Source organism: Cellulomonas sp. McL0617 (assembly GCF_049994875.1).
In the GTDB taxonomy this organism is placed as follows: Bacteria; Actinomycetota; Actinomycetes; order Actinomycetales; family Cellulomonadaceae; genus Cellulomonas.
In genome coordinates this window covers 1,092,287-1,117,508 of sequence record NZ_CP188256.1, presented here as the reverse complement: position 1 = coordinate 1,117,508, position 25,222 = coordinate 1,092,287, and the positions used below count along the sequence as shown (strand labels likewise).

The window sequence follows — 25,222 nt, the reverse complement described above, 5'->3', positions numbered from 1 at the left end:
GCCGGGTGGTCCGCGAGTGCTACTTCAGGCCTGCCTCCCAGTCCTTCTGGGATGCCTGCGCGGCACCCTGGGCGTCGGACTCGCCCATGGGTGCGACGCCGGCCCAGTTGAACGGGAGCGCCGCGGCGGGACCGGCCTTGGTGTTCGGGATCCACACGGTGTCCCACGCCGGCTCGAAGTTGCTGGTGTACTGCGCGATGCCCTCGTAGAAGGCGTTGCTCTTCGCGCCCGTCACCGACGGCGCGAAGCCCGCCTGGTCGTCGAACAGCTGGTAGTTCTTCGTGAAGAAGTCCAGGTACTCGAGCGCGGCGGCCTTGTTCTTCGCGTTGCTCGGGACCGCCAGCGTCAGCTCTACCTTGCCCCCCAGGGACGCGTTGTCCGCGGCGTTCTCGCTCGCGGGGATGGGGAAGTAGCCGAAGTCGAGGTTGCTGCCACCGGCCTGCTGGATCGTGGTCGTGTTCCAGGTCCCGTCACTCATCATCGCGAACTTGCCGTTGACGAAGTCCGACGTCATCGTCGCGTAGGTGACCCCGGCGAAGTTCGGCTCCGCGAACGAGTACAGCTGCTCGACCTGCTTCAGGACCTGCAGCTGCTTTCCCTCGTCGAGCTTCACCGAGCCGCCGTAGAGCCCCTTGGCCAGGTCCTGCTTGGCCTGCGCGGTCGGGTACAGGCTCTGCACCACGCCCAGCATGTTGAGCCCGGCCGAGTCCTTGCCACCGATGCCGAGCGGTACCACGCCGGCGCTCTTGAGCTTCTGGCAGTCGCTGATCAGCTCGGACCAGGTCGTCGGCACCTGGATGCCGTTCTGCTCGAAGATCTTCTTGTTGTAGAACATCCCGGAGTAGTAGCTGAGCCCGGTCGGCACCGTGTAGTTCTTGCCCTTGTACTTGATCTTGTCCAGCACCGTCGGGTTGTACATCTTCATGAACGGCTGGTCGGTCAGGTCGACGTAGCCGCCGGCGTCGGCCAGCCGCGCGTCGTCCCCCTCGTTGGCCTGGGGCACGTAGCTGGGAAGCTCGACCGGGCCTGCCAGGCCGACGTCGATGCTGCCGGCGGTCAGGCGCGACGAGTGCGCCTGGGCGTAGTTCTCGTTCGGCACCGACGAGAAGTTGACCTTCACGTCCGGGTACTTCGCCTCGAACGCCTTGTTCACCGCCTTGAAGCCCGCATCCGAGCCGGTCGAGCTCGACACCAGCATGTTGAGGGTCCCGCTGGCCTTCCCCTGTGGGGTGCCCGCGTCGGAGCTACCGCCCCCCGAGCATGCCCCGGTGGCCAGGATCACGGCCAGGCCTACGCCCACGAGGGCGAGGCGGGGCACACGCAACGTCGTTGTCGCCATGGTTCCTCCAACGTTTCCGAAACGTTTCGGACGAGATGGGAGGCGACACTACCAAAACGTTTCGGACGCGCAACTCGAACGGGCCGGTCGATGCCGGAGCGGGTCGGGCGAACGGGGCGCGGCGCGGCGCGTCAGGCGGCGGGGCCGGTGGACGCCCGGGCGACCAGACGGGTGGGCTCGGTCTCGGCGTGCGACGCCTGCTCCCCGTCGACCATCGCTAGCAGGGCCCTGGCGGCGTGCTCGCCGAGCGAGTGCGGCGCCGTGGCGACGGTGGTCAGCGTCGGCTGCGCGTAGGCGCCGACGTCGATGCCGTCGTAGCCCGCCACCGAGACGTCTGACGGGACCGAGAACCCCATCTCCATGGCCTTGGCGATGAAGCCGATCGCCATGAGGTCGTTCGCGCAAAACACCGCCGTCGGGCGCGGCTGGCGCCGGAGCAACGTCTCGGCCGCACGGCTGCCCGCGGCCAGCGAGAAGTCCCCTTCCACGGCCGGCCCCGGCCGCAGGTGGCGGGCCGACAGGAACGCGCGCCAGGCGGCCTCGCGGTCGTGCGCGTGGATGTAGTCGCGCGGCCCGCTCACGTGTGCGATGCGTCTGTGGCCCAGCTCGACCAGGTGCTCGAGCAGGGCGTTGATGCCGGGCTCGTGAGACTGGCGGACCGTCGAGATGCCCTTCCACCCGGGCGTGGCGTTGATCGCCACGGCTGGGATGCCGAGCGTGCGCACGAGGTCGAACCGTGGGTCGGGGACGGACACGTCCGTCAGGAACACGCCGTCCACACGGTGGTCGTCGGCCAGTCGCCGGTACCGCTGGACCGCTCGCTGACGGGTGGGGGCCACCTGCAGCACGAGCGCGTAGCCGCCGTCCTCGAGCACCGACTCGACGCCGCTGATGAACCCGGCGAAGAACGGGTCGGAGGCGATGACGGACGGGTCGCGCTGGATGACCAGGCCGACGTTGAACGCCAGCTTCTGCGACAGGCTGCGACCGCGCAGCGACGGGGACCATCCGAGCTCGTTGGCCGTCGCCACGACCCGCTCGCGCGTCGCCTCCGACACTCCCGGCCGGTGATTGAGCGCAGCCGACACGGTCGCGATGGAGACCCCCGCGTCCCGTGCGACGTCCACGATCGTGATCCGTGGCTGCATGGCTCCCCTCCCCCGACCATCGATGACGCGCCGGACGCGCGACTCGTCGGGCGTCTCGTCCGACTGTCCGCCCTCCGGCCTTGCGGCTATGGTCGAGCAGCCTAAACGTTTCGGAAGGCCGAAGGGGTCCCGATGGGTGTCCTGCGCCGTGTCGGCGTCGTCGGAGCCGGCGCGATCACCTCGCTGCACGTGCCGTTCTGGCGGCGGCTCGGCTGGGAGGTCTCCGTGTTCGCCCTCGACGGCGCCGCCGGGCTGGCCGACCGGTACGGGGCCGAGGTGCGGCCGACGCTGGACGACCTGCTCGAGGACGTCGACGTCGTCGACGTCTGCACGCCGTCGGCGACCCACGTCGAGGTTGCCGGCGCGGCCGTGCGGGCAGGACTGCCGGTGGTGTGCGAGAAGCCGATGGCGCTGACCTTCGCCGCCGCGCTCGAGCTCGCGCGAGAGGCCGAGCGGCGCGGCGTCCGGGTGCTGCCGGCGCACGTCGTGCGGTTCTTTGGCCAGTACGAGGCCGCCCACCGGGCGGTGCGGTCCGGCGCGGTCGGCGACCTCGCGGTCCTGCGGTTCGTCCGCGGGGGCTCACGCCCCACCGCCGACTGGTTCCTCGACGAGAGCGCCTCCGGCGGCATCGTCTTCGACCTGATGGTGCACGACCTGGACCAGGCGAGCTGGCTGGCCGGGCCGGTCCGCACGGTTCACGCGGTGCAGAACCCGCCGACCTCGGACGGCCGGGTTCCCCCCGAGGTCGTCGCGCACGCGACCCTGGAGCACGACAACGGGGCCATCTCCCACGTCCAGTCGTTCTGGGGCAGCCCGGGAATGACGTTCGGGCCGTCGTTCGACATCGCGGGGAGCGCGGGGCGGCTCGTGAGCAGCCCCGACCACGAGGTCACGGTGTTCGAGGACGTGCCGGGCCTCGCGACCGAGCAGTCCTACCTGCCCCCGGACACGGCCGAGGAGAGCCCCTACCTGAGCCAGCTCCGCGAGCTCTCCGGCACCCTCGACGGGGACGGGCCGTGCCGCGTCTCTGTCTGGGACGGCGTCACGGCGGTGGCCCTGGCCGAGGCGGCTCAGGAGTCGATCTCACGTGGTGGGCCCGTCGACTTCCTGCCCTGGCGCGAGCAGATGGCGGCGCCGCGATGAGCGGCCCGACGCTGCGGGTGGGTGTGCTGTCGGGGGCTCACGGGCACGCCGGCGGGTACCTGCGCCACCTGCGCGCCCGGTCGGACGTCGCCGTGTCCTTCAGCGACCCGCACGACCCCGGCGACACGGCGGACCGCGGGCGTTCTTTGGCCGACGTCACGGGCGCACGCTGGGTCGAGGACCGCAGCAGCCTCTTGCGCAATGTCGACGCCGTTGTCGTCTGCTCGGAGAACTCCCGCCACCACGACGACGTGATGGCGGCGCTCGCGCAGGGCTGCCACGTGCTCGTCGAGAAGCCCATGGCCACGACCGTGGACCACGCCGTCCAGATGCGGCGAGCCGCCGACGCCGCCGGACTGGTGCTGGGGGTGGCGCACCCGGTCCGCCAGTCGCCCGCCTACCGGCACGTGCGCGCACGGGTCGAGTCCGGCACGCTGGGCGCGGTGCTTGCGGTCCTCGGCACCAACAACGGCATGCTGCCCCGGGAGCGGGAGTGGTTCGTCCAGGCCGAGTGGTCCGGCGGGGGCGCCCTCGCGGACCACCTGGTGCACTGCACCGACCTGATCGACGGCCTCCTGGACCGTCCACCGAGGCGCGTCCGCGCAGCCACGAACCGCGTCCTCGAGCAGACGCCCCCGACCACGGTGGAGACCGGCGGCATCGTCACGATCGAGTACGACGGCGGCGTCATCGCCACGATCGACTGCTCGTGGAGCCAGCCGCGGTCCGCGCCGACCTGGGGCGGTCTGACGCTGGACGTCATCGGCACCGCGGGACGCGTGCGGATCGACGCGTTCAACCTCCACCTGTCGGGCCACGGCAGCCGCGGTCCGCAGTGGTGGTCCTTCGGGTCGGACATGGACGCCGCGATGATCGGCAACTTCGTGGACGCCGCCCGGGGCCGGGTGCCCGTCGACGCCGGCGCGACGGCCGGCGTCCGCTCCGTCGAGATCATGACGGCTGCGCTGGAGTCGGCACGGTCCGGGGGCCGGTGCGTGGACGTCCGATCGACGACGAGCGCAGCGCTGTGACCGCTCTTCGACATCGCAGCTTTCCCGCCGGGTGCGTCGACGGACGGCCGGACCCACCGACGCGGGCCTGGATGACCGCGCGCTTCCACGGCTTCCTTGAACCCGTGCCGGCTGAGGACCGGATCGGGGCGCTCGCCGCCCGCTGGGCGGCCGAGGGGCGCACGCTGCACGCGATCTACGACGACGCCACTCGACCGGTTGGGGCTCTCGGCGACGACGTCCCGGTCGCCACCCTGGCGACGTTCACCGCCGGCCTCGCAGCCGGCGGGGACGAGGACATCCCCTGCACCCTCGTCGCCGACGTGACGGTGCGGGCGACCCACCAAGGGCAGGGGCTGATGCGCCGGCTGATGGACGCCGCCGCCCACGACGCCGCCACTCCCCTGATGGCACTGCACGCCGCGCACCCCGCCAGGTACGCGCGCTTCGGTTTCGCGCCGGCGATCCGCTCCGCGTGCGTCGAGGTCGACTGCGCGCGGTTCCGGCTGCGCGACCCCGCGGCGGGGACCGTCCACGAGGCCGGCACCCATCGGGCCGACGAGCTGGCCCGTGCCGTCGCGATGTCGTCGGCCGTGCTCCGCTTCGGCGCCCTGACGCCGGCCTTGACCGGGGCGGAGAGCGACGACGGGGCGCGGTGCCTCGTGCACACCGACGACCGGGGAGTCGTCGACGGCGTCCTGACCTGGGCCTTCCTCGGGTGGACCCCCCGCGCGCAGGTCATCGAGGTCCGCGCGGAGTCCTACGCCACCGTGGACGCCCATGCCGCCCTCTGGCAGACGCTCTGCTCGACCGGGATAGCCAGCACGATCCGGGCCGCCGATTCCCGTCTCGAGGACCCCGTGGCGTGGATGATCGAGGACCGCGCGGCGCGGCGGGTCACAGCCGTGACCGACGGCTACTCGCTGCGCGTGCTGGACCCCGCGCGGGCGCTGGCGATGCGGGGCTACTCCTGCCCCGACACGTCGCTCGTGATCGAGGTCGCCGACGGCACGGGAGCGGCGTCGGGCCGCTGGCTCCTAGCCGTGACGCGCGGTCGTGCCACCGTCGAGCCGACCGCTCGCGCGGCCGACGTCCGGCTGGGCGCCCGCGAACTCGCGGCGCTGTTCCTCGCGGGGACGCGCGCAGACGCCCTGCACGCCGCCGGACTGCTTGCCGACGGGCGCGACGCGCGGATCCTGGACGACCTCCTGCGCTGGCCGGTCGAGGCCCGCTCCGGACTGCACTTCTGACCGGCGGGCGGCGGCGGCAAGGGTCGTCAGGTGAGTCGTCGCCGGACCCGGCCTGCGGTGTGCGTCCGCACCGGCGGTGGCATTTCCGGCATCAAGTGGCTAGGGCCCGAAAGCGATCGGATTTGCTGCGGTGCCGAACGGTGAGGACACAAGGCAGCTCGAACGTCATTGCGCCGCTTCGAGCGCTCTGCGCGATCGGGGCCATCGAGGCTCGCGAACTCCATAGTCGATGACGTACTGGACCGAGCCCAGGCCATCACTGGGTCGACACGATGTCCATCGCGAGGGCCGCGTGAGCCCGTCGGCCTGGTGCGCCGGGGGCCAGCGACATCGGATGCAGGACGGCGCGCGGGACGTGCCGAGGCGCGCCCTGCCAACCGTGATCAGACATCACCCGTCGCGCGAGCTGGTCGAGGGTGAGTCGCTGCGGGCCGCGCACATCGACGACGAGGCCGCGCATCGACGCGTTGGTCGCGACGGCCACCACTTCGGCGGCGACCGTCTCCACCGAGACCCATGCGAACGGGTTGTCCCCCCGCCCGAACACCAGGGGACGCTGTTGCCGCCCAGCGGTCTGTTCGAGGATCTCGACCCACATCTCCTTGAAGGCGTCCGGCCGGACGATGGTCCACGAGCACCGGCTGCGCCGCAGGTGCTCCTCAGCGGCATGCTTCATCCGGAACAGCTCCATCGGACTGTCGGGCGACGCGCCGAGCACTGAGACCAGGACCACGTCGGCGCCCGCACGCTCGGCTGCGTCGATGAGCGCGATGTTCCCGTCCCGGTCCACATCCCTCGGTCGCTGCGTCGGGAATCCCGTCACCGCGGAGACCACCACCGACACGCCCTCGAGACTCGTCTCGGTGATCCCTCTCAGATCGCCGTCGGAGTGGTGGCTCAGTGTCCGCGTCGGCACGTCCAGCGCTTCGAGCCCATTGACGACGAGCGAACCCAGCCTGCCGGTGCCGCCGGCGACGAGGATCATCAGCCGACGATCCGGTGAACGGCTGCGTCCGCGTCGACGTCGGCCTGGTCCACCGGCTCGACGTAGAACCGCGCCGCCGACGCGAGGCCCTCACGCACGGTGAACCTGATGACCCCTCGCATCAGGTGGGGACGGCCGTCGAGGCGTGTGCCGCTCATCTCCCACTCGGTCCAGACCGTCTCGCCCTGTTGTGCCGAGGCGACCAGGGACGCGGTGTGGTCGGGCACACCCGCGAAGATCTGTGTCCAGTTGCGTCGCACCTGCTCGACGCCTGTGAAGCCGCGGGCTGGATGGCCCGGTGTCTCGTTGACGTAGTCCGCAGCGAAGCACGCCACGACCCGGTCGACGTCCCGCGCGTTCGTCGCGTCCCTGAGCGCAAGGGCGAATGCCGCATCCTCCATGAGGGTCTCCGTATTTGATACAGTGAGTTGTAACCAATATTGAGGATGCTCCTGTTGACCGCGACCGTCAAGACCCGCCGCTATGACGCGACCCGACGTCAGGACCAGGCCAAGCAACGACAGAGGGCCATCCTGGACGCCGCACAGGCCCTGTTCTTCGAGCACGGCTACGCCGCCACGACAGTCGCTGGCATCGCCGCGGCGGCGAGTGTCTCGCCCGAGACGGTCTACAAGACCTTCGGAGGCAAGGCCGGTCTGGTCAGGGCGCTGCGGGATCGAGCCCTTCTAGGCGTCGGCTCCGTGCCCGCCGAGCGCCGCTCGGACGACCTGCGGGACCTGTCCGATCCGCGCGAGGTCGTCCGGGGCTGGGCGCGCCTCGCGACGGAGGTCGCACCCCGGGTCGTTCCCCTCCTGCTCCTGGTGCGCGACGCCTCGATCGTCGACGCGACGATCCGTGAGCTGTCCGACGAGCTCGATGCCGAGAGACGACGCCGCATGCGCGCCAACGCACAGGCTCTGGCACGCGCGGGTCACCTGCGTGCCGGCATCTCGCTCACGTCGGCGACCGACGTCATGTTCGCCGTCTCCTCGCCGGAGATGTACGACCTGCTCGTGGTGCGCGGGTCGTGGTCCCTACGGCGCTACGCAAGCTTCGTCGAGTCCACCATCACGAACGCCCTCCTCTAAGAATCCGTTCGCAAGGTCTGGGTCACCCGGCTGCCTCTTCCTCACTACCGGCGCGGCAGTTCCACTAGCACCTACAGCAGCACCCCCTGGACGGAGACAAGACGTTGACGGCGTCGACCAATAGCGTCTCCAGCTGCGCGTTTGCACAGATGAGAGGCATAGAGCTGGTGAAGGTGGCGGGAATCGAAAGCGATACGGCGAGTGCCGGCGGACGATGACGAACGTCTGATCTGCGGGTCCGCGATCGCGGATCCGTCGATCCCGACCCGATTCGAGCTGATCCGTTGACGTGGTCAACACGAGGCTTGATTTGCTTGCCGCCAAGGGGCGGGCGGCCCTCCGGGTCGGGTGCCGCGATCCCTGCGGCGTCCGACCCACCAAGCGAGTGTCCCACGCCGTCGCCGAAACGACGTTCATCTGTTGAGCGCCGCCGACGATGAACCCGAAGGGGTGCTGCCTCGTGTCCGAAGGGAAGGCTGTGCGCCGATGCCGGCCCCGGATCGAGGAGGCGTAATTCATGTCTGCCAGATCGACCTTCATCGGAGCTTCACTCTCGGCGGTCCTCGTGCTGGCCATCGCGGGCCCCGCGGCCGCGAACGACGACAACCACGACCACGACCACCACCACGGCGGGCACCAGGCCGCCTTCCAGCAGGTGAACCTCGTCGCCGACCTTCCCGGAGTCGCGGCCACCACCGACCCCGAGCTCGTGAACCCGTGGGGACTCTCCCGGGGGACCAACACTCCTGTGTGGGTCTCGGACAACGGGTCCGACGTGACGACGGTCTACCGGACCGACGTCGCGGGCAGCCCCGTGACGAAGGCGCTCAGCGTCGCCATCCCCGGCGGCGCGCCGACCGGACAGGTCTTCAACGACACGACCTCGTTCGTCGTGCCCGGGACCGGTCAGCCGGCGCGGTTCATCTTCATCGGTGAGGACGGCGACCTGTCCGCATGGAACGGCGGAGCGTCCGCCATCGCCGTCGGGCACGTCGACGGTGCGATCTACAAGGGCCTCGCGCTGGTGCACGCTTCCTCCGGGCCGGTCCTGCTCGCCGCCAACTTCCACGCCAACCGGATCGACGTGTTCGACGGGTCGTTCGCGCCCGTTCCGACGGCACCGGGGATGTTCCACGACCGGTTCCTGCCCCAGGGCTACGCACCGTTCAACGTCGCCGAGATCAACGGCAAGGTCTTCGTGACGTACGCGAAGCAGGACGCGGTCGGCAAGGACGACGTCCGCGGCCAGGGCCACGGGTTCGTCGACGTCTACTCCGACGCCGGCCGGTTCCTGCAGCGCTTCGCCACTCGCGGTGCGCTCGACTCGCCGTGGGGGCTAGCGGTCGCACCGGCGTCGTTCGGCAGCTTTGCCGGTGACCTGCTGATCGGCAACTTCGGTGACGGTCGCATCCACGCCTTCGACCTGCCGAGCGGGCACCCGCGGGGCACCCTGCGGGGCACCGACGGTCGGCCCCTGACGATCGAGGGCCTCTGGGGACTGATGGTCGGTGACGTCGTGGCCGGCGGAACCGACTCCGTGTGGTTCAGTGCCGGACCGGGCGGCGAGGAGCACGGCCTGCTCGGCCTGCTGAGGGCCGCCCCGTAGCACCACCACGGGCGGTGACGCCGAGCTCGGCGGCCCCGCAGCGGCTGAAAACGTTCGTCGCGCGCGCGACGCGCGACGAACGCTTCACGGCAGGCGTGCGGGGTGCCCTCGGGTCAGTGGCCATCGGTGCCGACTGTCGGCCGCAGCTGGTAGTGCTTCATCTCCTGGATTGCCGCGAAGAACGGCCGGACGGCGGCGAAGAACTCCCCGAACGCCGGGCTGGTGCGGAAGCCCTGCTCGTGGCCGTCGACCGAGTCCCACTCGATCCGCACGATGAAGTGCTCCGGCTCCTCCACGCCCCGCGCCATCTCCCACCGCGCGCAGTGCGGATCAGCGTCCAGCACCCGCCCGGCCCGACGATACGCACGCTCGAACTCATCGGCCTGCACAGGCGGCACGACGTAACGGATGTACTCCACGACCACGGCGAGCCTCCCTCGTTCTGCTTCAACAATACGATACTGTATTGGAGTGTCAGAGACTACCGGCAGTCCGCAGCGCCACGGTCGAGTTCGCGACCCGGAGATCGACGCCCGCATCCTGGCCGTGGCCAACCGCCACCTGTCCCGCCACGGCTACGAAGCGATGTCGGTTGCCGCGGTCGCCCAGGAGGCGCGCACCACCCGGCAGGCGCTGTACCGGCGCTGGCCGACCAAAGCCAGCCTCGCGGCGGCGGCCCTCAGCGAAACAGGCGAGGATCCCGACACCGTCATGTCGCAGGACCCGCTCGCTGATCTGATCGCCGAGCTGGTCAACTTCCAGCAGGCCGTCTCCCGGCCAGGACGACTGTCCCTGGTCGGCACCATGCTCCAAGACAGCACGGCACCCGAAGCGCTCGTCCGGTACCGAGGTCACGTCATCGCCCCTCGCCGCGCCCGCATCGCTGCGATCCTCGAGCGGGCACGACAGCTCGGCCAGATCGACCCGACCGCCGACCTCGAGGTCGCCGTCACCTTGTGCACCGGTTCGTGGTACGCCCGCGCGCTCGCCGGGTCACCACCGCCCGCCGAGTGGCCCACCCGCGCAGCCACTCTGGTCTGGCGCGCCGTAGGCGGCAGCACACAAGATCGGTATCACGCCCCCGCATAGTCCCCGCCGGCTCGGGGCGACAGTCGCGCAGGCCGGGGCCCCACGGCACTGACGTCCGGCGTGCCGGGTTCGCCAGTAAGCAGCCTGGGTGCAATTGCCCACGCACTGCAGCAGTCAATCCTCGCGCTGCTCTGGAGCGCCGATCCGGTGCCGGTCCTCTGCCCTGTACCGGCCCGGCGTGGTGCCGACGACGTCGGTGAATGCCGCGATGAAGCTGCTGGGGTTGGCCCATCCGCACGCGAGGGCGGTCCGGGTCGCGTCGTGCCCGCCGGCGAGCAGGACGAGCGCGTGGTAGATGCGCAGCTGTGTGCGCCACTCGTAGAAGGTCATCCCGAGGTCGTCACGGAACAGTCTGCTCAGGCAACTTTTCGACCGGGCTCAAATCAGCGATGCGACGCTGGTCGGGCACAGCTATGCCGGGATGGTCATCGCGGCGGCCGCGGACCGCGCCGCCGGCCGGGTCTCGCGCCTGGTCCACCTTGACGCCTACGTCCCGCGCGACGGCGAGTCGTGCTGGTCCTCGACGACCGAGGACTACCGGCAGGCGTTCGTCAGCGGTTCCGCATCTTGCGGCTATGCGGTCGATCCCCCGTTCCGCCAGCCCGACGGGGGCGATCCTCGGCGCCGCCCCCACCCCCTCGCCTCGCTCCTGCAGACGGTCCGCCTCACCGGAGCGGTCGGCCACATCGCCCGGCGCGACTTCGTCTACTGCTCAGGGTGGGACGGCACACCGTTCACGGACCTGCGCACCCGACTCGCGGCGGACCCCGCCTGGCGGGTCCACGACCTGCCCACCCGCCACAACGCGATGCGCGAGGACCCTGGAGCAGTCGCCTCATTGCTGCTCGACGAAGGCACCTGACGAGGCGCACCTGCGGCCGCGCGATACGGGAGTGCCGAATCCGCCCTCGTGCGGTGGGACCAGCGGTGGCCATTGGTCACCACGTGCCCGCCGCCCGGCGGCCAGCCGTGGCACGCAGGTCGACCACGTCGCCGACCTGCGATGTTGACGCGGACCGTTGACAGCGTCAACCATTGGCGCGTCTATCGCGCGCATCTACGCAGGTCACAGCATTGCGAATAGTGGAGGTGGCGGGAATCGAAAGCGATCCGGCCCCTATTGACGGGGACCCTCGGACGCCCGACCTGGATGTTCGTTCCAACTGCACCGACGCTACTGATCAATCTGGAGCCGTTTCGTTGACGCAGACAACACGAGTGCTTCGACGGTCAGACCCGCCAATGGGTCCGCTGGTGAGGTCGCGGCAGCGGCGCGATCCGGCACGCCGACAGCCCAGTCAGCTTGCACCAGACGGGGACGTGGGAATTCTTGGACCAGCTTCGTTGGCACTGGTCGACGAGGCCGCTCTAGGGGCACTGCGCGTCGGGCTCACGTCGTGCTCCGCAGCGAGGAGTTCAACTTTCGGGTACGCCGGGCGAACGGAGTCTTTCCACCCTCAAGGTGAAGCAGAGCCAGCTTGTTCAGGTCGTACCGCTCAAGCGAACCGGAAGCTTCGACCTCGCCCTTGCCCGCGGTCGCCTTCATCGTTATGAGCAGCTCTGAGTCGGCACTTACCACGAGGCCCGGACTGCGGGTAGCAAAGATGTACTGCCGGCTGCCCCGGAGATCGCGGAGGCGGTCGACCAGATACTCCTCGATCCACGGAGCATGCAATGCATCCTCGGGCTGGTCGATTAGGACCGGGCTTTCCCCGTCCGCCAGCAGGATAACTAGGATCGCTGTGCACTTCTGGCCGTGCGAGAGGTCTTCGATGCTCGCGTAGTCCGACCCTTCGGGCTTGCGGAACCTCACATTGAGCACGTCCGGCGTATCTACCAACTGTCCATCGAGCAGCTCCTGCCAAAGCCCGCGATCCGCGATCGTCGTCACGAGACGCGAGATGTCCGCCGCCTGTACCCCGTCGGGCAACTTTCCAAGCTTCGTGACATCCCCGCTCCAGAGCGCGCGAACCAAACTGTAGGGATGCACGTTCTCTGCTACTAGGTCGAGTACGTTGTCTCGAACATGAGATCCAGTCTTTAGCGAGCCGAGCAGATGACGAAAGTCAATAGTGTCGCCCTCTGACGGGATGTCCATCTTGACGAACGTCTTCGTCTTGCTGTTCAACGTATTGACGCGCGCCCGCCGGAGCGCGCGGCGCTCATCGCGTGCCTGTTTGAGCTCGGCGAGCATCGCCTCGCGCTCGCCACCGAGCTGATCGAGCGCGGGTTGCACAACGTTCTGCAACTCATTGGATGCCGCCTCCGCTGCACTGAGCTTGGTCTGCACCGTCTCAAGTTCGTTTCGCAAGACGGGCAGCGTGCCAGTGCCGGACTTCGCCAGCGCGTCGTCGAGCTCCTTCTTGAAGCTCGAAAAATCAGCATCCATGTCGGCCTTAGCGCCGGCTACCACCCCCTTGAGCCTGGCGAGGCTGTCGGTGACGCGCTTCTCCGCCTCGTCGATATCCTCCTTGAGATCGTCCTGAGCCGCGCGGATCTCTGAGAAATGCGCATCGTGCTCGGGCGACATCTTGGCAGTCGCCGCATCGGGTGCCACTGGCCGGACAAACTGGACGCCATCGATCGCCGTGGAAAGAGTGGAAATCGCCGTTTGCTCGGCGGTCCACCGACTCTGGGCCCTGACCAGCTCGCCGTCAAACAAGGTAGCCAGTTCACGCTCACGCTCTTTGAGTGCCGCGACCTGAGCGGCCTGCTCGGCAAGCGCCTGCACCCTGTCGCGCGCAGCAATCAGGTTGGTCCCGTTGATCCTTAACCTCGAAATGCTGTCGGCGATCCGGGCCTCGATCCCAGAGAGGTCGAGATGCGCGTCCACAAGTCCGACTCGGCCCACCGGCTGTCGCGCGTACTCCAGAATCTCGCCTTGGGAGAAGGCCGCGATGGTCATCAGGCTCGATGGAACGTGGTCCACCCGAAGCCACTCTCCCTCGATGTACTGCTCCACGACCGGCGTCGACCCTGCCGCGCGATACGCACGGGTGACGCGATAATTGTCGGCGGGCGTACTGATCTCGACTGCGGCTGTCGTGCCTTCGCCGAGTGCCGACTCCAACCGACGGTCAACTTCGCCACGAATCGGACCGAAGAGTGACTTGTCGACCTGCTGGTCGAGGGCAAACCGAATGGCCTCTAGGACGAGTGACTTGCCTGCCCCGGTACCGCCGAGTAGACAGTTCAGGTCTGGACTAAACTCAATTGTCGTCCCGCCAAGGAAACCGCCCGACACCGCGACACGGCCGATGGCGGCGTGCGGCTCGGCGGCCGATGGGTTGGTGGTGAGCCGAACTCGTAGATCGGGGTCCTCGAGCGCGTAGCGGAGGCCACAGAGGTCAGGTCGCGCAGCCTTAATCCAGCTACGTCGTATTCCGATCCCGGTCGCCGAGTGCCGACTAAGTGTTGCGTCATAGGCATCAGAGCCCTGAAGCAGAGCAGGGTGCCGAGCGTCGCCGAGCTTCGCCGCAACTTTCCCTGGGGTCTCAGCGAAGACATACTCGAACGCCGCGATGTTTGTGTCCGCCAGCAACTGGTTCACGTGAGTCTGAACGGGCTGCTTTAGGATGCCCTTTTCCTTGTCGATATGGGCGGCGACCGCCACACCGCCGGCCGCGACAATCTCCGCGGCGCACTCGGCCATGCCCTTGGCGGCGACCACGTCAGTGTTCCCGAGCTCTCCGCGCTCAAACCCGAGCCTGATCAGGACGTCTTCGATCGCAGACGGGGCGGTCCCCTCCTCCCAGATCCCCAGGAGGTGGCCCTGCTGTGTACTCAACTCAAAGCCTGGGAGCACGACCAGGCCAGTCCCCTTCGCCGCTTCCGCAATCTGTCCGCACCACGCCGCGGTGTTGTGATCGGTCACTGCGATGGCGTCGAGCCCAACGTCCAGCGCCCTCCGCACGACGTCCGCCGCGCTCCCGAAGTCCTCTTCCTTGGCATCTCCTGACCCTGGTGTGTGCACATGCAGGTCCACTGCCCAGAACCGAGCCCAGCTTCCGGCCATATTCACGGTCCTCCAGTTCAGTCAAGCCGGACGGCAACGTCCCGGTCCCAGATCAGCACCAGCCCGTTGTTCGGCACTCCGCCCTCTCTCCGTCGTGTCTGGCCAGGTCAGGCACCAGCCCGACCCCAACGTAGCGGCGCGTCCGACAGTCGCGGAAAGGATAGGACGGTGCGGCGCGACACTGTGCTTCGCTCCGGGCTGTGTCGGAGGCGCACGGCAGTCGCGGTGTGCGGTGCCGCTCCTGTTTGGACGTTTCGGGCTCGTCCGCGTTCCGCGTCGAACCTTCGCCTCCGCGTCACCACCATGGGCCGCATGGCATACACGAGACCCCAGAGCTGCATGATGTGTGGCAAGCCGACTACCCGCCTCCTCGGTGTGATTGCGGGTGTCGAGGCTTCTGAAGGCGGCGGTGGGTCGATTCGTTCGACCGTGCTCGGCTACTGCGCGGCACATCGCGACGAGGTGTTGCCGAGGTACCTGTTCGAACTAGGCGACGCCGGTCAGGTCACGCTCATTACAGATCCACCCGCGAAGTTGCGCTCCATTGACGCCGATGACTTCCTCGCGTGGGCCGATGTCGAGACAGCGCAACACCTCAGCAACTGGAGTGGTCACGAAACAATCCAGCCCGTCGATGGTCCGGACGCGGTTCCGGCCGCATGCATGCACTGCGGTGGCTTGCTGTCCTGGGGAACAGGGCCGCATGTCCCAGACGCAGCTCTGCGCGAGCGAGCAATTGCGTGGGAATGCCTCGCGTGCGGAGCCGCCGGGATGATGATGAACGTGCGCTGACACTCCACGGCGAGACCTGAGGTTGTATCAACAGCGGCGCCGAGCCTGGTCCTGACGCGGCACGGTGCACAAGTCTCGGCTTGGAGGCTGCAGCTGTCGGCGCTGCCTGACCGATCTGCCGCCCTTTCGTTGAGGCGGTCGACCGCGAGGCCCTGTTACTCCATCGCGTTGACGCGCGCCTCAATGAACGCGATCTCGCTGTCGTCCAGGCCGTACTTGGCGTAGAGCTGGGCGTCGATGCCTGGGATGTCCTGTGACCAGTCGATGTCCGAGGCGGGCGTGAAGTTCTGGGTTGGGACGTACTTCCACACCTTCGCGGTATTGTCCTGAGTGATCTTCAGAACCCCGAGCATCGTCCTTGCGAATTTTCCCTTGATGTACTTGAGGCACGCCGCCGCTTCGCCCTCGGCATCAAAGGCTCCGATGGTAATGAAGGTTTCAGTGACGGCAGCCTGGGGCGCGACGACCACCGGCGTGCTCAACGACTCCCCGAAGGCGCCCGAGCCGTTCGCTTTCGTGACCGCCACTTTCCACCTGCCCAGGGCTGAAGGGCCAGTGACGTACTCGCTGCGAATCCACCGAATGGACCTCTTCTTGCCGTCTAGACCGAGCACCTGGACGTATTCCTGCCCGTCGTTGGGCGGCGTGTCGTGGTAGAGGAATGAGACTCGGTGGAAGGCGCTCGTGCCAACCACATAGTGGTGTCCAGCGGACAGGAGCTCGGACGCCTTCGGATAGTCCCTGTGCATCTTGTCCGTGTACCTGTAGGAGCGACCGCTCGTGATGCCCAGAGTCGTCAGCGACTCGATACCGGTCTCGACAACACGGTGGAGAATCGTGTTGAGTTCCGGGTACTTCGTGAACACGCCGATGGGTTCAACTGCGCGTGATGCATCGCGGTAGGTGACAACGATGCCGCCCTTGATGTCGGTTCCCGGGAACAGTTCGTCACTGTTTGGGACGTAGTTGGGGACTGTCAGATGCCGGTCGGCGAGCATCTTGGCGTTCCAGTCCTTCGGCGTGTACCCAGCGTTGAACAGGAAGCGAGCAGGCGTGATGAGAACGGCCTTGTCGGCGACCTCGTGTGCCGCGTCCATGAAGAGGTGGTACACGGGCATGTTGAAAGTCGCGGTGCCGGTGGAGTCCTTCTGGTACGGCGGGTTGCCGATAACGACGTCGAACTTCTTGCTCACGTCAGTTGTCTCCCAACATCTGGTCCACCAGCTCTTCGCGTTCGGCGGTGCTCATCCTGGCCAGGTTGCCGACCCGGAAGTGCCCTGAGTCTTCCAGCCACGCTCGGCGCTCGGGAACGCCGCCGCTGACGGCTTCGAGCGTGATCTCGTGAAGAATCGTGTTGTGGCTCATCTCGAACACCTGCTTGGTGAAAATGTGCTGTAGCCGCTCGGCCGGGTCCGGGATCGCGTCGGCGAGGCCCTTGTCGAGCCGGCGGACGAGCTCCATGCAGAACAGCCCGGCGGTGGAGAACAGGTCCGCGAAAGTCCTGTCCGGGTTGGAGAAGATGCCCGGGTTCTCCGCCTCCAGGGTGTCGCACATCATCTGCACGACCGGCTTCGGGGTGAACACGAGGCTGGTCTTCTGCTCCGGGATGTAGGCGAAGATGTCCTCGGTCAGGGCGGGGTCGAAGTAGTCGGCGAGCTTGTCCTTCTTGGCGAGGAACTCCTGGATCGCCTGGTCGAACACCGCCTCGTCGAACAGGCCGGAGATATGCGTGACCTCGCCGGTCTTCGGGTCCGAGACGTCTCGACCGTCGCGAAGCTTGCGGAAGTCCTCCTCGGTGATTTCCGCGAGGGCAAAGAACACGTCGTCAGGGGTGTAGTCGTCGAAGTTGGCGAGCGTCATGTTGCGGTCGCCGTAGGCCATGAGGAACATCGGGATGGTCCGGGCGAACCCGCGTAGGTGGTCGCGGGCGGCGTCCAACGTCTTGTTCACCGCCTTCTGAGCTTTCTTCGTCTCTTCGCGCTTGACGACGGTCTCCGTGACGTCGTCGAGCGTGTCGTGGAAGATCGCGAGCACCTGGGCGTCGAGGTCGGCCTTCGCCTCGACCTTCTTCGTCTCCAGGGCGTCGAGCTCGACCTCGGTCGCCGCCTCGTTGGCTTCGGCCTCGATGTGGCTGAGCGCGATCTGGTGGTCGGTGTAAGCGCGCTCCACTTTGGCCCTCACCTGCGCCTCGGTGGCCTTCTCGTCCGCGGTGACCTGCTTGCCCGTCATGTCGTACTCGGCGGCCAGCTTGTCGCGGGTCTCGCGGGCCTTGTCGTTGATCACCGCAGCGATCTTCTCGGCAGCCTGCGCAGCCTTGACCGAGGCCGGGTCGAGCACCGGCACGTCCTCGTCGCTGTAGATCGGCTTGCCGATCTCGGCGACCTTCGGGTTGATGACTGTCCCGAAGTCGACCTTCACATTGCCGTCTTCGTCCGTGGTCGGCGGCGGGACGGGCACGTCGACAGGTTTGCCCTTTTCGGCCTTCTTCTCCTTGGCGACCGGAAGCCGGTTGAGGATGTCCTCGAAGTGCTCCACGGCCCTAAAGATGCCTGACACGTTGGCGAACAGCAGGTTCGACAGGAAGCCGCGCCGCACGACCTCGCGAGCCTTGAACACCTGCGGAAAGGTGAGCACCTTCTCCGCGTCGAGTTCGATCATCCGGCCCTCGGTGTCCTCACCCAGGATCGGGAAGAAGTTGAGCAGCCGTCGGATGTTCTCCCGCCGCTCGGCGCCGTCGACGGGCGGGCGCGGTGCGAGGTTGTTGGCGAACTGGTCGAAGATCGTCAGCGTGCGCTCGGGCGCGAAGTCGAAGATGTAGGCGTTCTTCTTGACGTACACCTTGTCGGCGCGCGTGAACGTGCAGGGGTTCTGCGACCGGAACGCCGCCTGCATGTAGAGCGACGGGGACGAGAGGTTGGACAGCATGATGACCGCCGTCCACTCGGGGACGGTGACCCCCGTGGTGAGCTGGCCGACCGACAGTGTGATGGTCTTGTCGCCGTCGGCCTCCGCCATGGCGATGGCGTCACGCACCTTGTCGAGCGACTTGCCGGTGGCCACCGAGTCGTCGGCGTCCTCGTCGAGCCCGTCACCGTCGTCGGTGCTGGGCCGACCGTCGCCGGCCGCCAGGATCACCGTGTAGTCGCAGAACACCGGGTGCTTCTTGAGCAGCCGTTCCAGCGCCTTCGCTGATGCGACCCGGTTGAGCAGCCAGAACGAGTGCCTGATCTCGTCACGCAGCTCGGTGGTGGAGAACGGGTACTTCTCTTGCGTCGTCAGCGCGTCCAGGAACCGCTCGACGTCGGACTCGTAGATGAAGTAGCCGTTGTCCTTCGTGGCGAAGAACTCCGCCAGGTTGAACGTGTAGTCGACGTTCCCGGACTCCTCGTCCAGCGCGACACCTTCGGCGAGACGGTCGGCCACCATGCGCGAGAGCTGGTAGGTGAGCAGGTTCAGGGTCGGAAGCTGGGCGTAGGGGTTGTCGTGCGTCCCGTCGGACCACTGGGTCTTCGCGGTCTGCTCGTCCTCGTAGGTCCAGTTGTAAATCTGGTCCTGGCCGAACCGGCCCTTGGCGAGCGCCTTGAACGGGGTGCCGGACAGGTGCAACGTGTGTGTCCGCTTGATCTTGTCAAAGGCGACGTCAGTCTTCGTGGTGTCGACGCCCTCGTGCGCCTCGTCGATGACGAGCAAGTCCCACTGCGTGTCTGCGATGTACTTGAGCTTGTCGAACGACCCGCCGAAAAACAGCGACCCCTTGAGGTCTTGGAGCGAGACGAACTCGATGATGCGAGGGTCTTGGTCCTGAATCTCCCGCGAGTACGCCTTCCACTGGTGGCGGGTCATGGGGTGGCGCTTGTCGAGCGACGGAGAGTCGGACACGAACTGGTAGCTCGTCTGGTGGCCCACGAACTTCTCGAAGTCGTCGAACCACGAGTTCGCTATGGCCGGCCGGTTGGTGACGATCAAGGCGCGCTTGACGTCCATCTTGCGCATAAGGTCGTACGTCGTCAGCGTCTTGCCGAACCGGGGCTTGGCGTTCCAGAGCGCCTCGTTGCCCTCGACGGTGGGGCCGAATGCGGTCAGGGCCTGGTCGATGGCCTGCAGCTGCTCTGGGCGCAGTGTGTAGTCGTGTGGATCCACCGTCCGCGCGGCGGCGAAGTCCTGCTTGATGAACGCCGAGAAGTACTCGTCCGAAGTCTTCGGCGCCCCGGCGAACTGGTGCCACTCGGTCCTGCCCTGGTCCTCGAACCGCTTGATGCCCTGCTGATGCAGGAACTTATGGAATTCGTGGTCTCTGAACCAGCCGCCGCCTTCGGTGATGAACTGCGCTTTGTACGCCCAGAGCTTGCGCTTCCGGACGAACGCGCCCATCTGCGAGGCCTGCTGGGCGATGCGGACGTCGACGGATCCCTCGGTGTACCCGATCTTCTCCCAACCGTCGTCTTCGAGGGACGTGGTGTGGCCTGGCGAGATGACGCTCGGGGTGGTCCAGGAGTAGATCATCGGGACGACCTCGTCAAAGGTCTTGATCTTAGGGCTGTCGGGGTTCACTGGGCTTCCTCGGCGAAGACGCTGTCGATACGGCACGGCGCGTGGACGATCGGTTCGTCGAGAGCGGCGAACAGGTCCACGGCAGGGTTATCGGCTCGTAGGGAGTTGAACGTGAACGGCTCGCGGATCACGAGGTTGTCCGGGGTGCGGCGCCACCACGAGAACTCGATCTCGGACCCGTCCGGCGCCATGCCGGTCAGAGTGTTGCCGCGCCGGATGTTCGTCGCGATGAGGAGCTTCGCCGCCCGGAACAGCTTCGTGCGCCCGCCGACGCCGGTTCCGTGCCCCTTGTGCCAGGCGAGGAACAGGTCGAGCATCGTGGCCTGCGCGTCAGCGTGGTTGTCTTCCAGCAGCTCGATGCCGTAGATCGACGCGAGGGCGAACAACGACTCTCGCTCCCACACTTGCGACGGCAGTCGCGCCTCGACCGCAGCGAGCTTGCGGCCCAAGATGGCGACGAGGAAGTTCCCGTCGCCAGCGGCAGGCTCAAGGAAGGTCGCGTCGACGAAGTTGGGCCCAGTCTCCAGTTCTTCGGAGACGAGGTCGAGCATCTGGTTGACCATGTGGGCGGGTGTGAACACCTCGCCGTGCGCCTTGACGCGCGCCTTCGACTTGATGAGCGACTCACACTCCTCGCTTCTCTCGCCATCTCCTGCAACTACGCCAGGCAGGAGGGCGGTAGCGGTCACGGGGTGAGCGTATCGGCGCTCCGGACTCGTGCATGCTTATGGAGCGTCCGGTGGCGAGTCCGCGTAACCAAACCTGCGTGGGCGTCAACACCACGGCCGCCTCGGCGCGAGCTCGCGCCAATGCAAGCGAGTCGCGGCGCCCGTCAACACGGCACGGAAGCTCAACGACTTTGCGGTACGTCGCACAGCCCTGGGCGCGACGCGACCCCGGCAGCGTCGGGACGCTGCCGGGGTCGCAGGTGGTTGATCAGCGGATGCGGATCGCCTCAGTAAGGGCCTTCGTAGCAGCGAAGACTTCCTGGTTGCGGGCCGAGGGGGTTCCGGAGCCGGTGACGAATCCGACGTCAGGGGACGCGAACAACTTTGAGGTCGGAGCGAAGTCGATCTTGGCGAGACGGCCGATGTACTTCGCCGGGTCGTTCTCGTCGTCAACCTTCATTGCCTCGTGCAATGCCCCGGAGACGACGCGCAGGGTTGTCGTCGAGAAGAGGATCGTCGAACGCCGGGCCTGGCGCATCAGGTCGGCCTGCTCCTTGACGTCGTCCGTCGCCTCGAGCTTGTCCTTCGCCTCCTGAAACTCGGGGAACGCTGCCTGGATCGTGTCGAAGAGGGTTGTGCCAATCTCGATGAGCTCGTCGATGGTCTTGTTCTTCGGAGAGCGCCCGCGAGGCAGGACCATGCCGAGGTCGAAGCGCTTAAGCCCGTCGTAGACACCGGCCAGCGAGAAGATCTTGGCGTCGGTCGTTGTAATACGGGCCTTGCGAGTCTCGACCACGCCCGCGAGCAGCGGGTGCTGGTCGGCGAGGTGCTGGGCCGCCTTCGCGTAGGGGTCTCGGCTGTCAAAGGTGATGTTGAGCGCCTTCGACACCACCTTGGGCGTGGCGTTCATGTCGGAGAACATCTGCCGACGCTTCATGTAGTCGTCCTCGACGTAGAGCACGACGGCGCTGTAGTCATCTCCGACGGACTCATCCAGGCTCACTGCCTCGGCAATGGCGGCCCGGCGGTGCTGACCGTCGAGACAACGCATACGAGCGCTCGTCGGCAGCACGAGCGTGCCGATGTTGCTTCCAGGCCCGGCCGCGATGAAGTCGGAGGCGTCCACGGTGTCAATCGCGTAGGTCATGGCACCGAGGAGGTAATCGGCCGGGTTCTCCGTGATGTACCCGACAATGTCCTTGTAGTGCTTGCGATCGAGGTCGCGCTGGACCCGCTCATGGCCATCACTCACCTCAGCCTCCGCGGCAAAGTTGCGCAGCAGCTCGTGGTTGGTGACCAGCAGCAGATACATCTGCCTGTCCCCCTGCCGGCCCTGGAGGGCGTACAGGTGGATGCCCGGTCGGGCCGGTGCAGTGAGTTCAATCGACATGGTTCTTGCCTTCCGTGTGGTTTCTGCGCAATGACCAGAGCGCCTGGAGAACCTCGGGAGGAAATCCCCTCACGAGGAGTCGGGCCGCTCGGGGCGGTTTGGACGCGTCCGTCAACGCGACCCGACTCCTCACAGAGACTGGTTTTGGACACCAGTCCCGAGGTGGTAAGCGGGGCGGTCCGCGCGCCATTGGCTCAAGGTGGTTTGGGCCCACCCGTCAACGCCGACGACACATTCCGCCAGCCCCCGAGTTTGGAATTCGTGAGCAGCTCCGCAGCTATTGTTAACTTGTCGCGCTAGCTTACCCTAGTCGGGCCAGGGCGTCAACCCTCCCGCGTCGCACTAGCGCGCATAGCATGACTGATCCGGCACAAGAGAGCGTCCCACTGGGATCGGGCCACGTCAACAACCTGCGTCCCCCGAGTTGGACACGCGCCCACTGCGGGCACTCTCGGACCTGCCGGACGGTCCCGACCGAGGCCCGCAACGCACGATGTGTTAATTAACCTGCGGCGGAGAAGCGGCTAGCTAGCCCACCATCCTGCTACCAGTGCCCAGCGAGAGCAATCGCCTCGACAAGAGCTGGGCCCAAAGCAACAGGTGGATCTGTCAAGACCGACGTCGAGCGCACAATCGCGTCCAGCGAGCGCCCCTCCTTGCCGTCGGGCCCCAAGGGGCTGTAGATCCGGTGCGTGGCCGCTCCCTGCCTCCAGGCGTGGAGACGGGCGGCGGGGATGCGCGTGGTCGCACGCGCTGTGTCCCAACCAAATGGCCTGACGACAACCCCGGTTGCTGTTGGTGCCAGATGTGTCATGGCCCATTTCATGCGCGGTTCGAGCACACGACCCGGCTGCACCGTTCACGCCTACCGATCAACGCGGCGCTCCGTGATCGAACGGCTCGCGACGTCGGCGCCGGGCCGTCGTACAGGCTGACGACGGGGCAGCTTGTCCCGCGCCCGAATCCGCTGGACGGTGCGGCCGCTCGAGCCGCCGGGCGCTACCGCGGTTGTCACGGCGTGCAAGAAGAGTCGGCCCTGATTGCTATGTCCTGCCGGAAGGTTTGCCGGCTGACCGCGAGCGCCCTCCCGGGCCCGTCGGTCGCGCAGTCCGACGTGACGACCGTCGCGCCTCGCGTGTTACACACCCGCTGGCACACCTAGGGGCAACAGGTTCGACCGGGTAGCGATCAAGTGACGGCCTCCCGATTGCGCGAAACCGTCGCGTGTTCTCGCCAACGCCCGATACCTGCTCGCAAGAGGGACGACGGGAGGCACGATGGGAAGTCAAAGTCGCGCACGCCGGGCGCGTTCAATTGCCCACACCGATCGAGCGGGCGTCGCGGTGCCGGGCGCCGCGTTCGGCCTCTTCGGTGACGGCCTGCAGCACGCCGCACGCCAGGCGCTGGATGTCGGCCTACGTTCCGTGGACGAATCGCTTGCCAAGGTGCGCCCTGAGGTTGTCGAGCCAGCTGAGAGCCCCTGGCTCCTTCCGGCCACACAACCAAGACAGAGTCTCCCGGCATCGCCGTTCGACGCCCCGCAGCGCATGTACGTGCCCCGCCCGCACTACGACGCGACGGAGATCCTGGGGCTCGTCGCGCGTCGCCGCCGCGCGCGAAATGCCTTGCGCCGCATCGACGCCGCGATCGATGCCGAAGTCGATCGCGCGCGGGATTGCCGTCAGAGCTGGGACGAGATCGGGCGCTACCTCGGGATCAGCCGCCAAGGGGCTCGACAGCGCTACAACGAGCGGTCCGTCCACAGCGCGGACGCTGCACCGGCTCCATCCACAGATTCGAGCCTTGCTCGCCCACCGTCCTCTTCAACGAGTACCTCCTGAGGGGTCCGATTCGGAAAGGCAGTGCCATGACGATCGACTACACGACCTCGACGCCCGAGGAAGTTGCCAAAGTCCTCGGCATCTCCCCGTGGTGGGTGCGCGAGCAGGCGAGGCGCGGTCGCATCCCGCACCTCCTGTTCGGCCGCGGCAAGATCCGCTTCCTGCCCGAGCACATCGACGCCCTCATTCGACTGGTGACGGTCGAAGGCCACCAGCCCGACGAGGAACCGCCGGCCGCGGCGTCGGTCGACCTCGGAGCCCTTGGCGCGACCGTGAAGTCCATCCGTGCGCACCAGCGCCGGCCTCACGTCCAGGGCGACGCACAGCTCTACTGAAGGCCGCACGAACTTGAGCAGCGGGCGATCTGAGCCGATGCCGTAGGCATGGCGGCACCAACCGAAGCGGCGAGCGACTCCACGAAGACGATGAGGCTCCGGTACGCCGGAACATGCCGCGAATGCGGCGCTTCGCTCGAGGCCGGCACGAAGGCCGTGTACGACCGCTCCACGAAGACCGTGACCTGCCTGGCATGCCCCGACGGCGCAGAACGGGCACTGAAGGAAACGGTGGTTGCGGTCGCAGATGCGGCGGACCCCGCACCAGATCCCGTCGAGAGCGGATCCGCAGGAAGCTCCGCCCAGCGCGAGTACGAACGCCGCAAGGCCAAGCGCGAGACGCGCATTCGCGAGGTCTATCCCCGGCTCGGCGGTGTGATCCTGGCGGTGTCTGACGAGCCCCAGAGCACGACCGCGTGGGCGACGGGCGCCCGAGGCGAGGAACTGCTTGGCCGGCGTCTCGACACCCTCAGCGATCGAGGCGTCCGAACCCTGCACGATCGCCGAATTCCGCGCACCAAGGCGAACATCGACCACATCGCCGTGAGTCCGTCGGGCGTCTTCGTCATCGACGCCAAGCGCTACAAGGGACGCCCGACCCTTCGTGTCGAAGGCGGCATCCTGCGCCCTCGCACGTCGAAGCTCGTGGTCGGATCCCGTGACTGCACGAAGCTCGTCGACGGCGTCCACAAGCAGGTGGCGCTCGTACGTGCAGCACTCGACAACGCTGGTTTCGACGAGGCGCCCGTACACGCGATGCTCTGCTTCGTCGAAGCCGACTGGCCGTTGTTCGGCGGGGCGTTCGTGATCGACGGCGTCGACGTCCTCTGGCCCAAGAAGGCTGCGGAGCGGCTCGTGAGTCCTGGGCCGATCGACAGCGTGACCGTTGATGACATCCACCGCACGCTCGCAGCGTCGTTTCCCGTCGCCTGAGAGCAGGTCGAAGGCGGCCGACCGCGTTGTGATCGATCT

22 protein-coding genes are annotated in these 25,222 nt (G+C 67.3%); 11 read left to right on the top strand and 11 right to left on the bottom strand.

Annotation, left to right across the window (positions count from 1 at the left end; all coding sequences use genetic code 11):
- Window positions 1–19: 19 nt before the first annotated feature.
- Window positions 20–1,339, bottom strand: a complete 1,320-nt coding sequence (locus tag ACPPVS_RS05010; RefSeq protein ID WP_426594931.1) for an ABC transporter substrate-binding protein — start codon at window positions 1,337–1,339, stop codon at window positions 20–22.
- Window positions 1,340–1,470: 131 nt separating this feature from the next.
- Window positions 1,471–2,487, bottom strand: a complete 1,017-nt coding sequence (locus ACPPVS_RS05005; protein WP_426594930.1) for a LacI family DNA-binding transcriptional regulator — start codon at window positions 2,485–2,487, stop codon at window positions 1,471–1,473.
- 132 nt (window positions 2,488–2,619) lie between these two features.
- Here ACPPVS_RS05005 and ACPPVS_RS05000 point away from each other — a divergent pair, with 132 nt between their 5' ends.
- The 3 genes from ACPPVS_RS05000 to ACPPVS_RS04990 all read left to right on the top strand — a co-directional run bounded on the left by ACPPVS_RS05000 (window position 2,620) and on the right by ACPPVS_RS04990 (window position 5,890).
- A complete protein-coding gene (locus tag ACPPVS_RS05000) occupies window positions 2,620–3,630 on the top strand; it encodes a Gfo/Idh/MocA family protein (RefSeq protein WP_426594929.1) in 1,011 nt (336 codons plus the stop codon).
- Window positions 3,627–4,661 (top strand): Gfo/Idh/MocA family protein, encoded by a 1,035-nt coding sequence (locus tag ACPPVS_RS04995; protein ID WP_426594928.1) that lies wholly within the window; start codon window positions 3,627–3,629, stop codon window positions 4,659–4,661. The genes ACPPVS_RS05000 and ACPPVS_RS04995 overlap by 4 nt, the downstream gene beginning before the upstream one ends.
- Window positions 4,662–4,765: 104 nt before the next feature.
- Entirely contained in the window at window positions 4,766–5,890 is a 1,125-nt protein-coding gene (locus ACPPVS_RS04990) for a GNAT family N-acetyltransferase (RefSeq protein ID WP_426594927.1), read from the top strand.
- A gap of 256 nt (window positions 5,891–6,146) precedes the next feature.
- On the opposite strand, the gene ACPPVS_RS04985 is transcribed toward ACPPVS_RS04990, so the two are convergent.
- Both ACPPVS_RS04985 and ACPPVS_RS04980 read right to left on the bottom strand, forming a co-directional pair.
- Entirely contained in the window at window positions 6,147–6,875 is a 729-nt protein-coding gene (locus ACPPVS_RS04985) for an NAD(P)H-binding protein (protein WP_426594926.1), read from the bottom strand.
- Window positions 6,875–7,276 carry a nuclear transport factor 2 family protein gene (locus ACPPVS_RS04980; protein WP_426594925.1) on the bottom strand — a complete coding sequence of 134 codons (402 nt, stop codon included), beginning with the start codon at window positions 7,274–7,276 and terminating at the stop codon, window positions 6,875–6,877. The genes ACPPVS_RS04985 and ACPPVS_RS04980 overlap by 1 nt, the downstream gene beginning before the upstream one ends.
- A 54-nt stretch (window positions 7,277–7,330) precedes the next feature.
- Between ACPPVS_RS04980 and ACPPVS_RS04975 the strand changes: the two genes are divergently transcribed.
- On the top strand, window positions 7,331–7,963 hold the full coding sequence (locus ACPPVS_RS04975; RefSeq protein WP_426594924.1) for a TetR/AcrR family transcriptional regulator: 633 nt from the start codon (window positions 7,331–7,333) through the stop codon (window positions 7,961–7,963).
- A 517-nt stretch (window positions 7,964–8,480) separates the two neighbouring features.
- Complete coding sequence (locus ACPPVS_RS04970; RefSeq protein ID WP_426594923.1) at window positions 8,481–9,569, top strand: TIGR03118 family protein; 1,089 nt, start codon at window positions 8,481–8,483, stop codon at window positions 9,567–9,569.
- A 113-nt stretch (window positions 9,570–9,682) separates the two neighbouring features.
- Here the strand turns inward: ACPPVS_RS04970 and ACPPVS_RS04965 are convergent, their stop codons facing one another.
- Window positions 9,683–9,994 (bottom strand): antibiotic biosynthesis monooxygenase family protein, encoded by a 312-nt coding sequence (locus ACPPVS_RS04965; protein WP_426594922.1) that lies wholly within the window; start codon window positions 9,992–9,994, stop codon window positions 9,683–9,685.
- Between the two features lie 121 nt (window positions 9,995–10,115).
- Between ACPPVS_RS04965 and ACPPVS_RS04960 the strand changes: the two genes are divergently transcribed.
- Complete coding sequence (locus ACPPVS_RS04960) at window positions 10,116–10,658, top strand: TetR/AcrR family transcriptional regulator (RefSeq protein WP_426594921.1); 543 nt, start codon at window positions 10,116–10,118, stop codon at window positions 10,656–10,658.
- Between the two features lie 114 nt (window positions 10,659–10,772).
- On the opposite strand, the gene ACPPVS_RS04955 is transcribed toward ACPPVS_RS04960, so the two are convergent.
- Window positions 10,773–10,988: a helix-turn-helix domain-containing protein gene (locus ACPPVS_RS04955; protein ID WP_426594920.1), complete on the bottom strand. Its 216-nt coding sequence runs from the start codon at window positions 10,986–10,988 to the stop codon at window positions 10,773–10,775.
- A 91-nt stretch (window positions 10,989–11,079) separates the two neighbouring features.
- Between ACPPVS_RS04955 and ACPPVS_RS04950 the strand changes: the two genes are divergently transcribed.
- Complete coding sequence (locus ACPPVS_RS04950) at window positions 11,080–11,520, top strand: hypothetical protein (protein ID WP_426594919.1); 441 nt, start codon at window positions 11,080–11,082, stop codon at window positions 11,518–11,520.
- Between the two features lie 528 nt (window positions 11,521–12,048).
- On the opposite strand, the gene ACPPVS_RS04945 is transcribed toward ACPPVS_RS04950, so the two are convergent.
- A complete protein-coding gene (locus ACPPVS_RS04945) occupies window positions 12,049–14,643 on the bottom strand; it encodes an AAA family ATPase (RefSeq protein WP_426594918.1) in 2,595 nt (864 codons plus the stop codon).
- A gap of 342 nt (window positions 14,644–14,985) precedes the next feature.
- On the opposite strand from ACPPVS_RS04945, the gene ACPPVS_RS04940 reads away from it, so the two are divergent.
- Complete coding sequence (locus ACPPVS_RS04940; protein ID WP_426594917.1) at window positions 14,986–15,465, top strand: hypothetical protein; 480 nt, start codon at window positions 14,986–14,988, stop codon at window positions 15,463–15,465.
- Window positions 15,466–15,620: 155 nt separating this feature from the next.
- On the opposite strand, the gene ACPPVS_RS04935 is transcribed toward ACPPVS_RS04940, so the two are convergent.
- From ACPPVS_RS04935 to ACPPVS_RS04920, 4 genes are all read right to left on the bottom strand, one after another.
- Window positions 15,621–16,658 (bottom strand): Eco57I restriction-modification methylase domain-containing protein, encoded by a 1,038-nt coding sequence (locus ACPPVS_RS04935; RefSeq protein ID WP_426594916.1) that lies wholly within the window; start codon window positions 16,656–16,658, stop codon window positions 15,621–15,623.
- A 1-nt stretch (window position 16,659) separates the two neighbouring features.
- Window positions 16,660–20,016, bottom strand: a complete 3,357-nt coding sequence (locus ACPPVS_RS04930) for a DEAD/DEAH box helicase (protein ID WP_426594915.1) — start codon at window positions 20,014–20,016, stop codon at window positions 16,660–16,662.
- Complete coding sequence (locus tag ACPPVS_RS04925; protein WP_426594914.1) at window positions 20,013–20,705, bottom strand: SAM-dependent DNA methyltransferase; 693 nt, start codon at window positions 20,703–20,705, stop codon at window positions 20,013–20,015. The genes ACPPVS_RS04930 and ACPPVS_RS04925 overlap by 4 nt, the downstream gene beginning before the upstream one ends.
- Window positions 20,706–20,952: 247 nt before the next feature.
- A complete protein-coding gene (locus ACPPVS_RS04920; protein ID WP_426594913.1) occupies window positions 20,953–21,996 on the bottom strand; it encodes a DNA sulfur modification protein DndB in 1,044 nt (347 codons plus the stop codon).
- A 1,421-nt stretch (window positions 21,997–23,417) separates the two neighbouring features.
- On the opposite strand from ACPPVS_RS04920, the gene ACPPVS_RS04915 reads away from it, so the two are divergent.
- The 3 genes from ACPPVS_RS04915 to ACPPVS_RS04905 are packed head-to-tail and all read left to right on the top strand — an operon-like array spanning window position 23,418 to window position 25,183.
- Window positions 23,418–23,915, top strand: coding sequence for a hypothetical protein (locus ACPPVS_RS04915; RefSeq protein ID WP_426594912.1), 498 nt, complete (start codon window positions 23,418–23,420; stop codon window positions 23,913–23,915).
- A gap of 26 nt (window positions 23,916–23,941) precedes the next feature.
- Complete coding sequence (locus ACPPVS_RS04910; protein ID WP_426594911.1) at window positions 23,942–24,250, top strand: helix-turn-helix domain-containing protein; 309 nt, start codon at window positions 23,942–23,944, stop codon at window positions 24,248–24,250.
- 48 nt (window positions 24,251–24,298) lie between these two features.
- On the top strand, window positions 24,299–25,183 hold the full coding sequence (locus ACPPVS_RS04905; RefSeq protein WP_426594910.1) for a nuclease-related domain-containing protein: 885 nt from the start codon (window positions 24,299–24,301) through the stop codon (window positions 25,181–25,183).
- The last annotated feature ends 39 nt before the right edge of the window (window positions 25,184–25,222 follow it).

Coding starts and splice junctions, on each gene's coding strand:
- ACPPVS_RS04940 (WP_426594917.1), top strand. CDS start 14,986: ATGGCATACACGAGACCCCAGAGCTGCATGATGTGTGGCAAGCCGACT.
- ACPPVS_RS04970 (WP_426594923.1), top strand. CDS start 8,481: ATGTCTGCCAGATCGACCTTCATCGGAGCTTCACTCTCGGCGGTCCTC.
- ACPPVS_RS04905 (WP_426594910.1), top strand. CDS start 24,299: ATGGCGGCACCAACCGAAGCGGCGAGCGACTCCACGAAGACGATGAGG.
- ACPPVS_RS04950 (WP_426594919.1), top strand. CDS start 11,080: ATGGTCATCGCGGCGGCCGCGGACCGCGCCGCCGGCCGGGTCTCGCGC.
- ACPPVS_RS05005 (WP_426594930.1), bottom strand. CDS start 2,487: ATGCAGCCACGGATCACGATCGTGGACGTCGCACGGGACGCGGGGGTC.
- ACPPVS_RS05010 (WP_426594931.1), bottom strand. CDS start 1,339: ATGGCGACAACGACGTTGCGTGTGCCCCGCCTCGCCCTCGTGGGCGTA.
- ACPPVS_RS05000 (WP_426594929.1), top strand. CDS start 2,620: ATGGGTGTCCTGCGCCGTGTCGGCGTCGTCGGAGCCGGCGCGATCACC.
- ACPPVS_RS04920 (WP_426594913.1), bottom strand. CDS start 21,996: ATGTATCTGCTGCTGGTCACCAACCACGAGCTGCTGCGCAACTTTGCC.
- ACPPVS_RS04955 (WP_426594920.1), bottom strand. CDS start 10,988: ATGACCTTCTACGAGTGGCGCACACAGCTGCGCATCTACCACGCGCTC.
- ACPPVS_RS04910 (WP_426594911.1), top strand. CDS start 23,942: ATGACGATCGACTACACGACCTCGACGCCCGAGGAAGTTGCCAAAGTC.
- ACPPVS_RS04995 (WP_426594928.1), top strand. CDS start 3,627: ATGAGCGGCCCGACGCTGCGGGTGGGTGTGCTGTCGGGGGCTCACGGG.
- ACPPVS_RS04985 (WP_426594926.1), bottom strand. CDS start 6,875: ATGATCCTCGTCGCCGGCGGCACCGGCAGGCTGGGTTCGCTCGTCGTC.
- ACPPVS_RS04980 (WP_426594925.1), bottom strand. CDS start 7,276: ATGGAGGATGCGGCATTCGCCCTTGCGCTCAGGGACGCGACGAACGCG.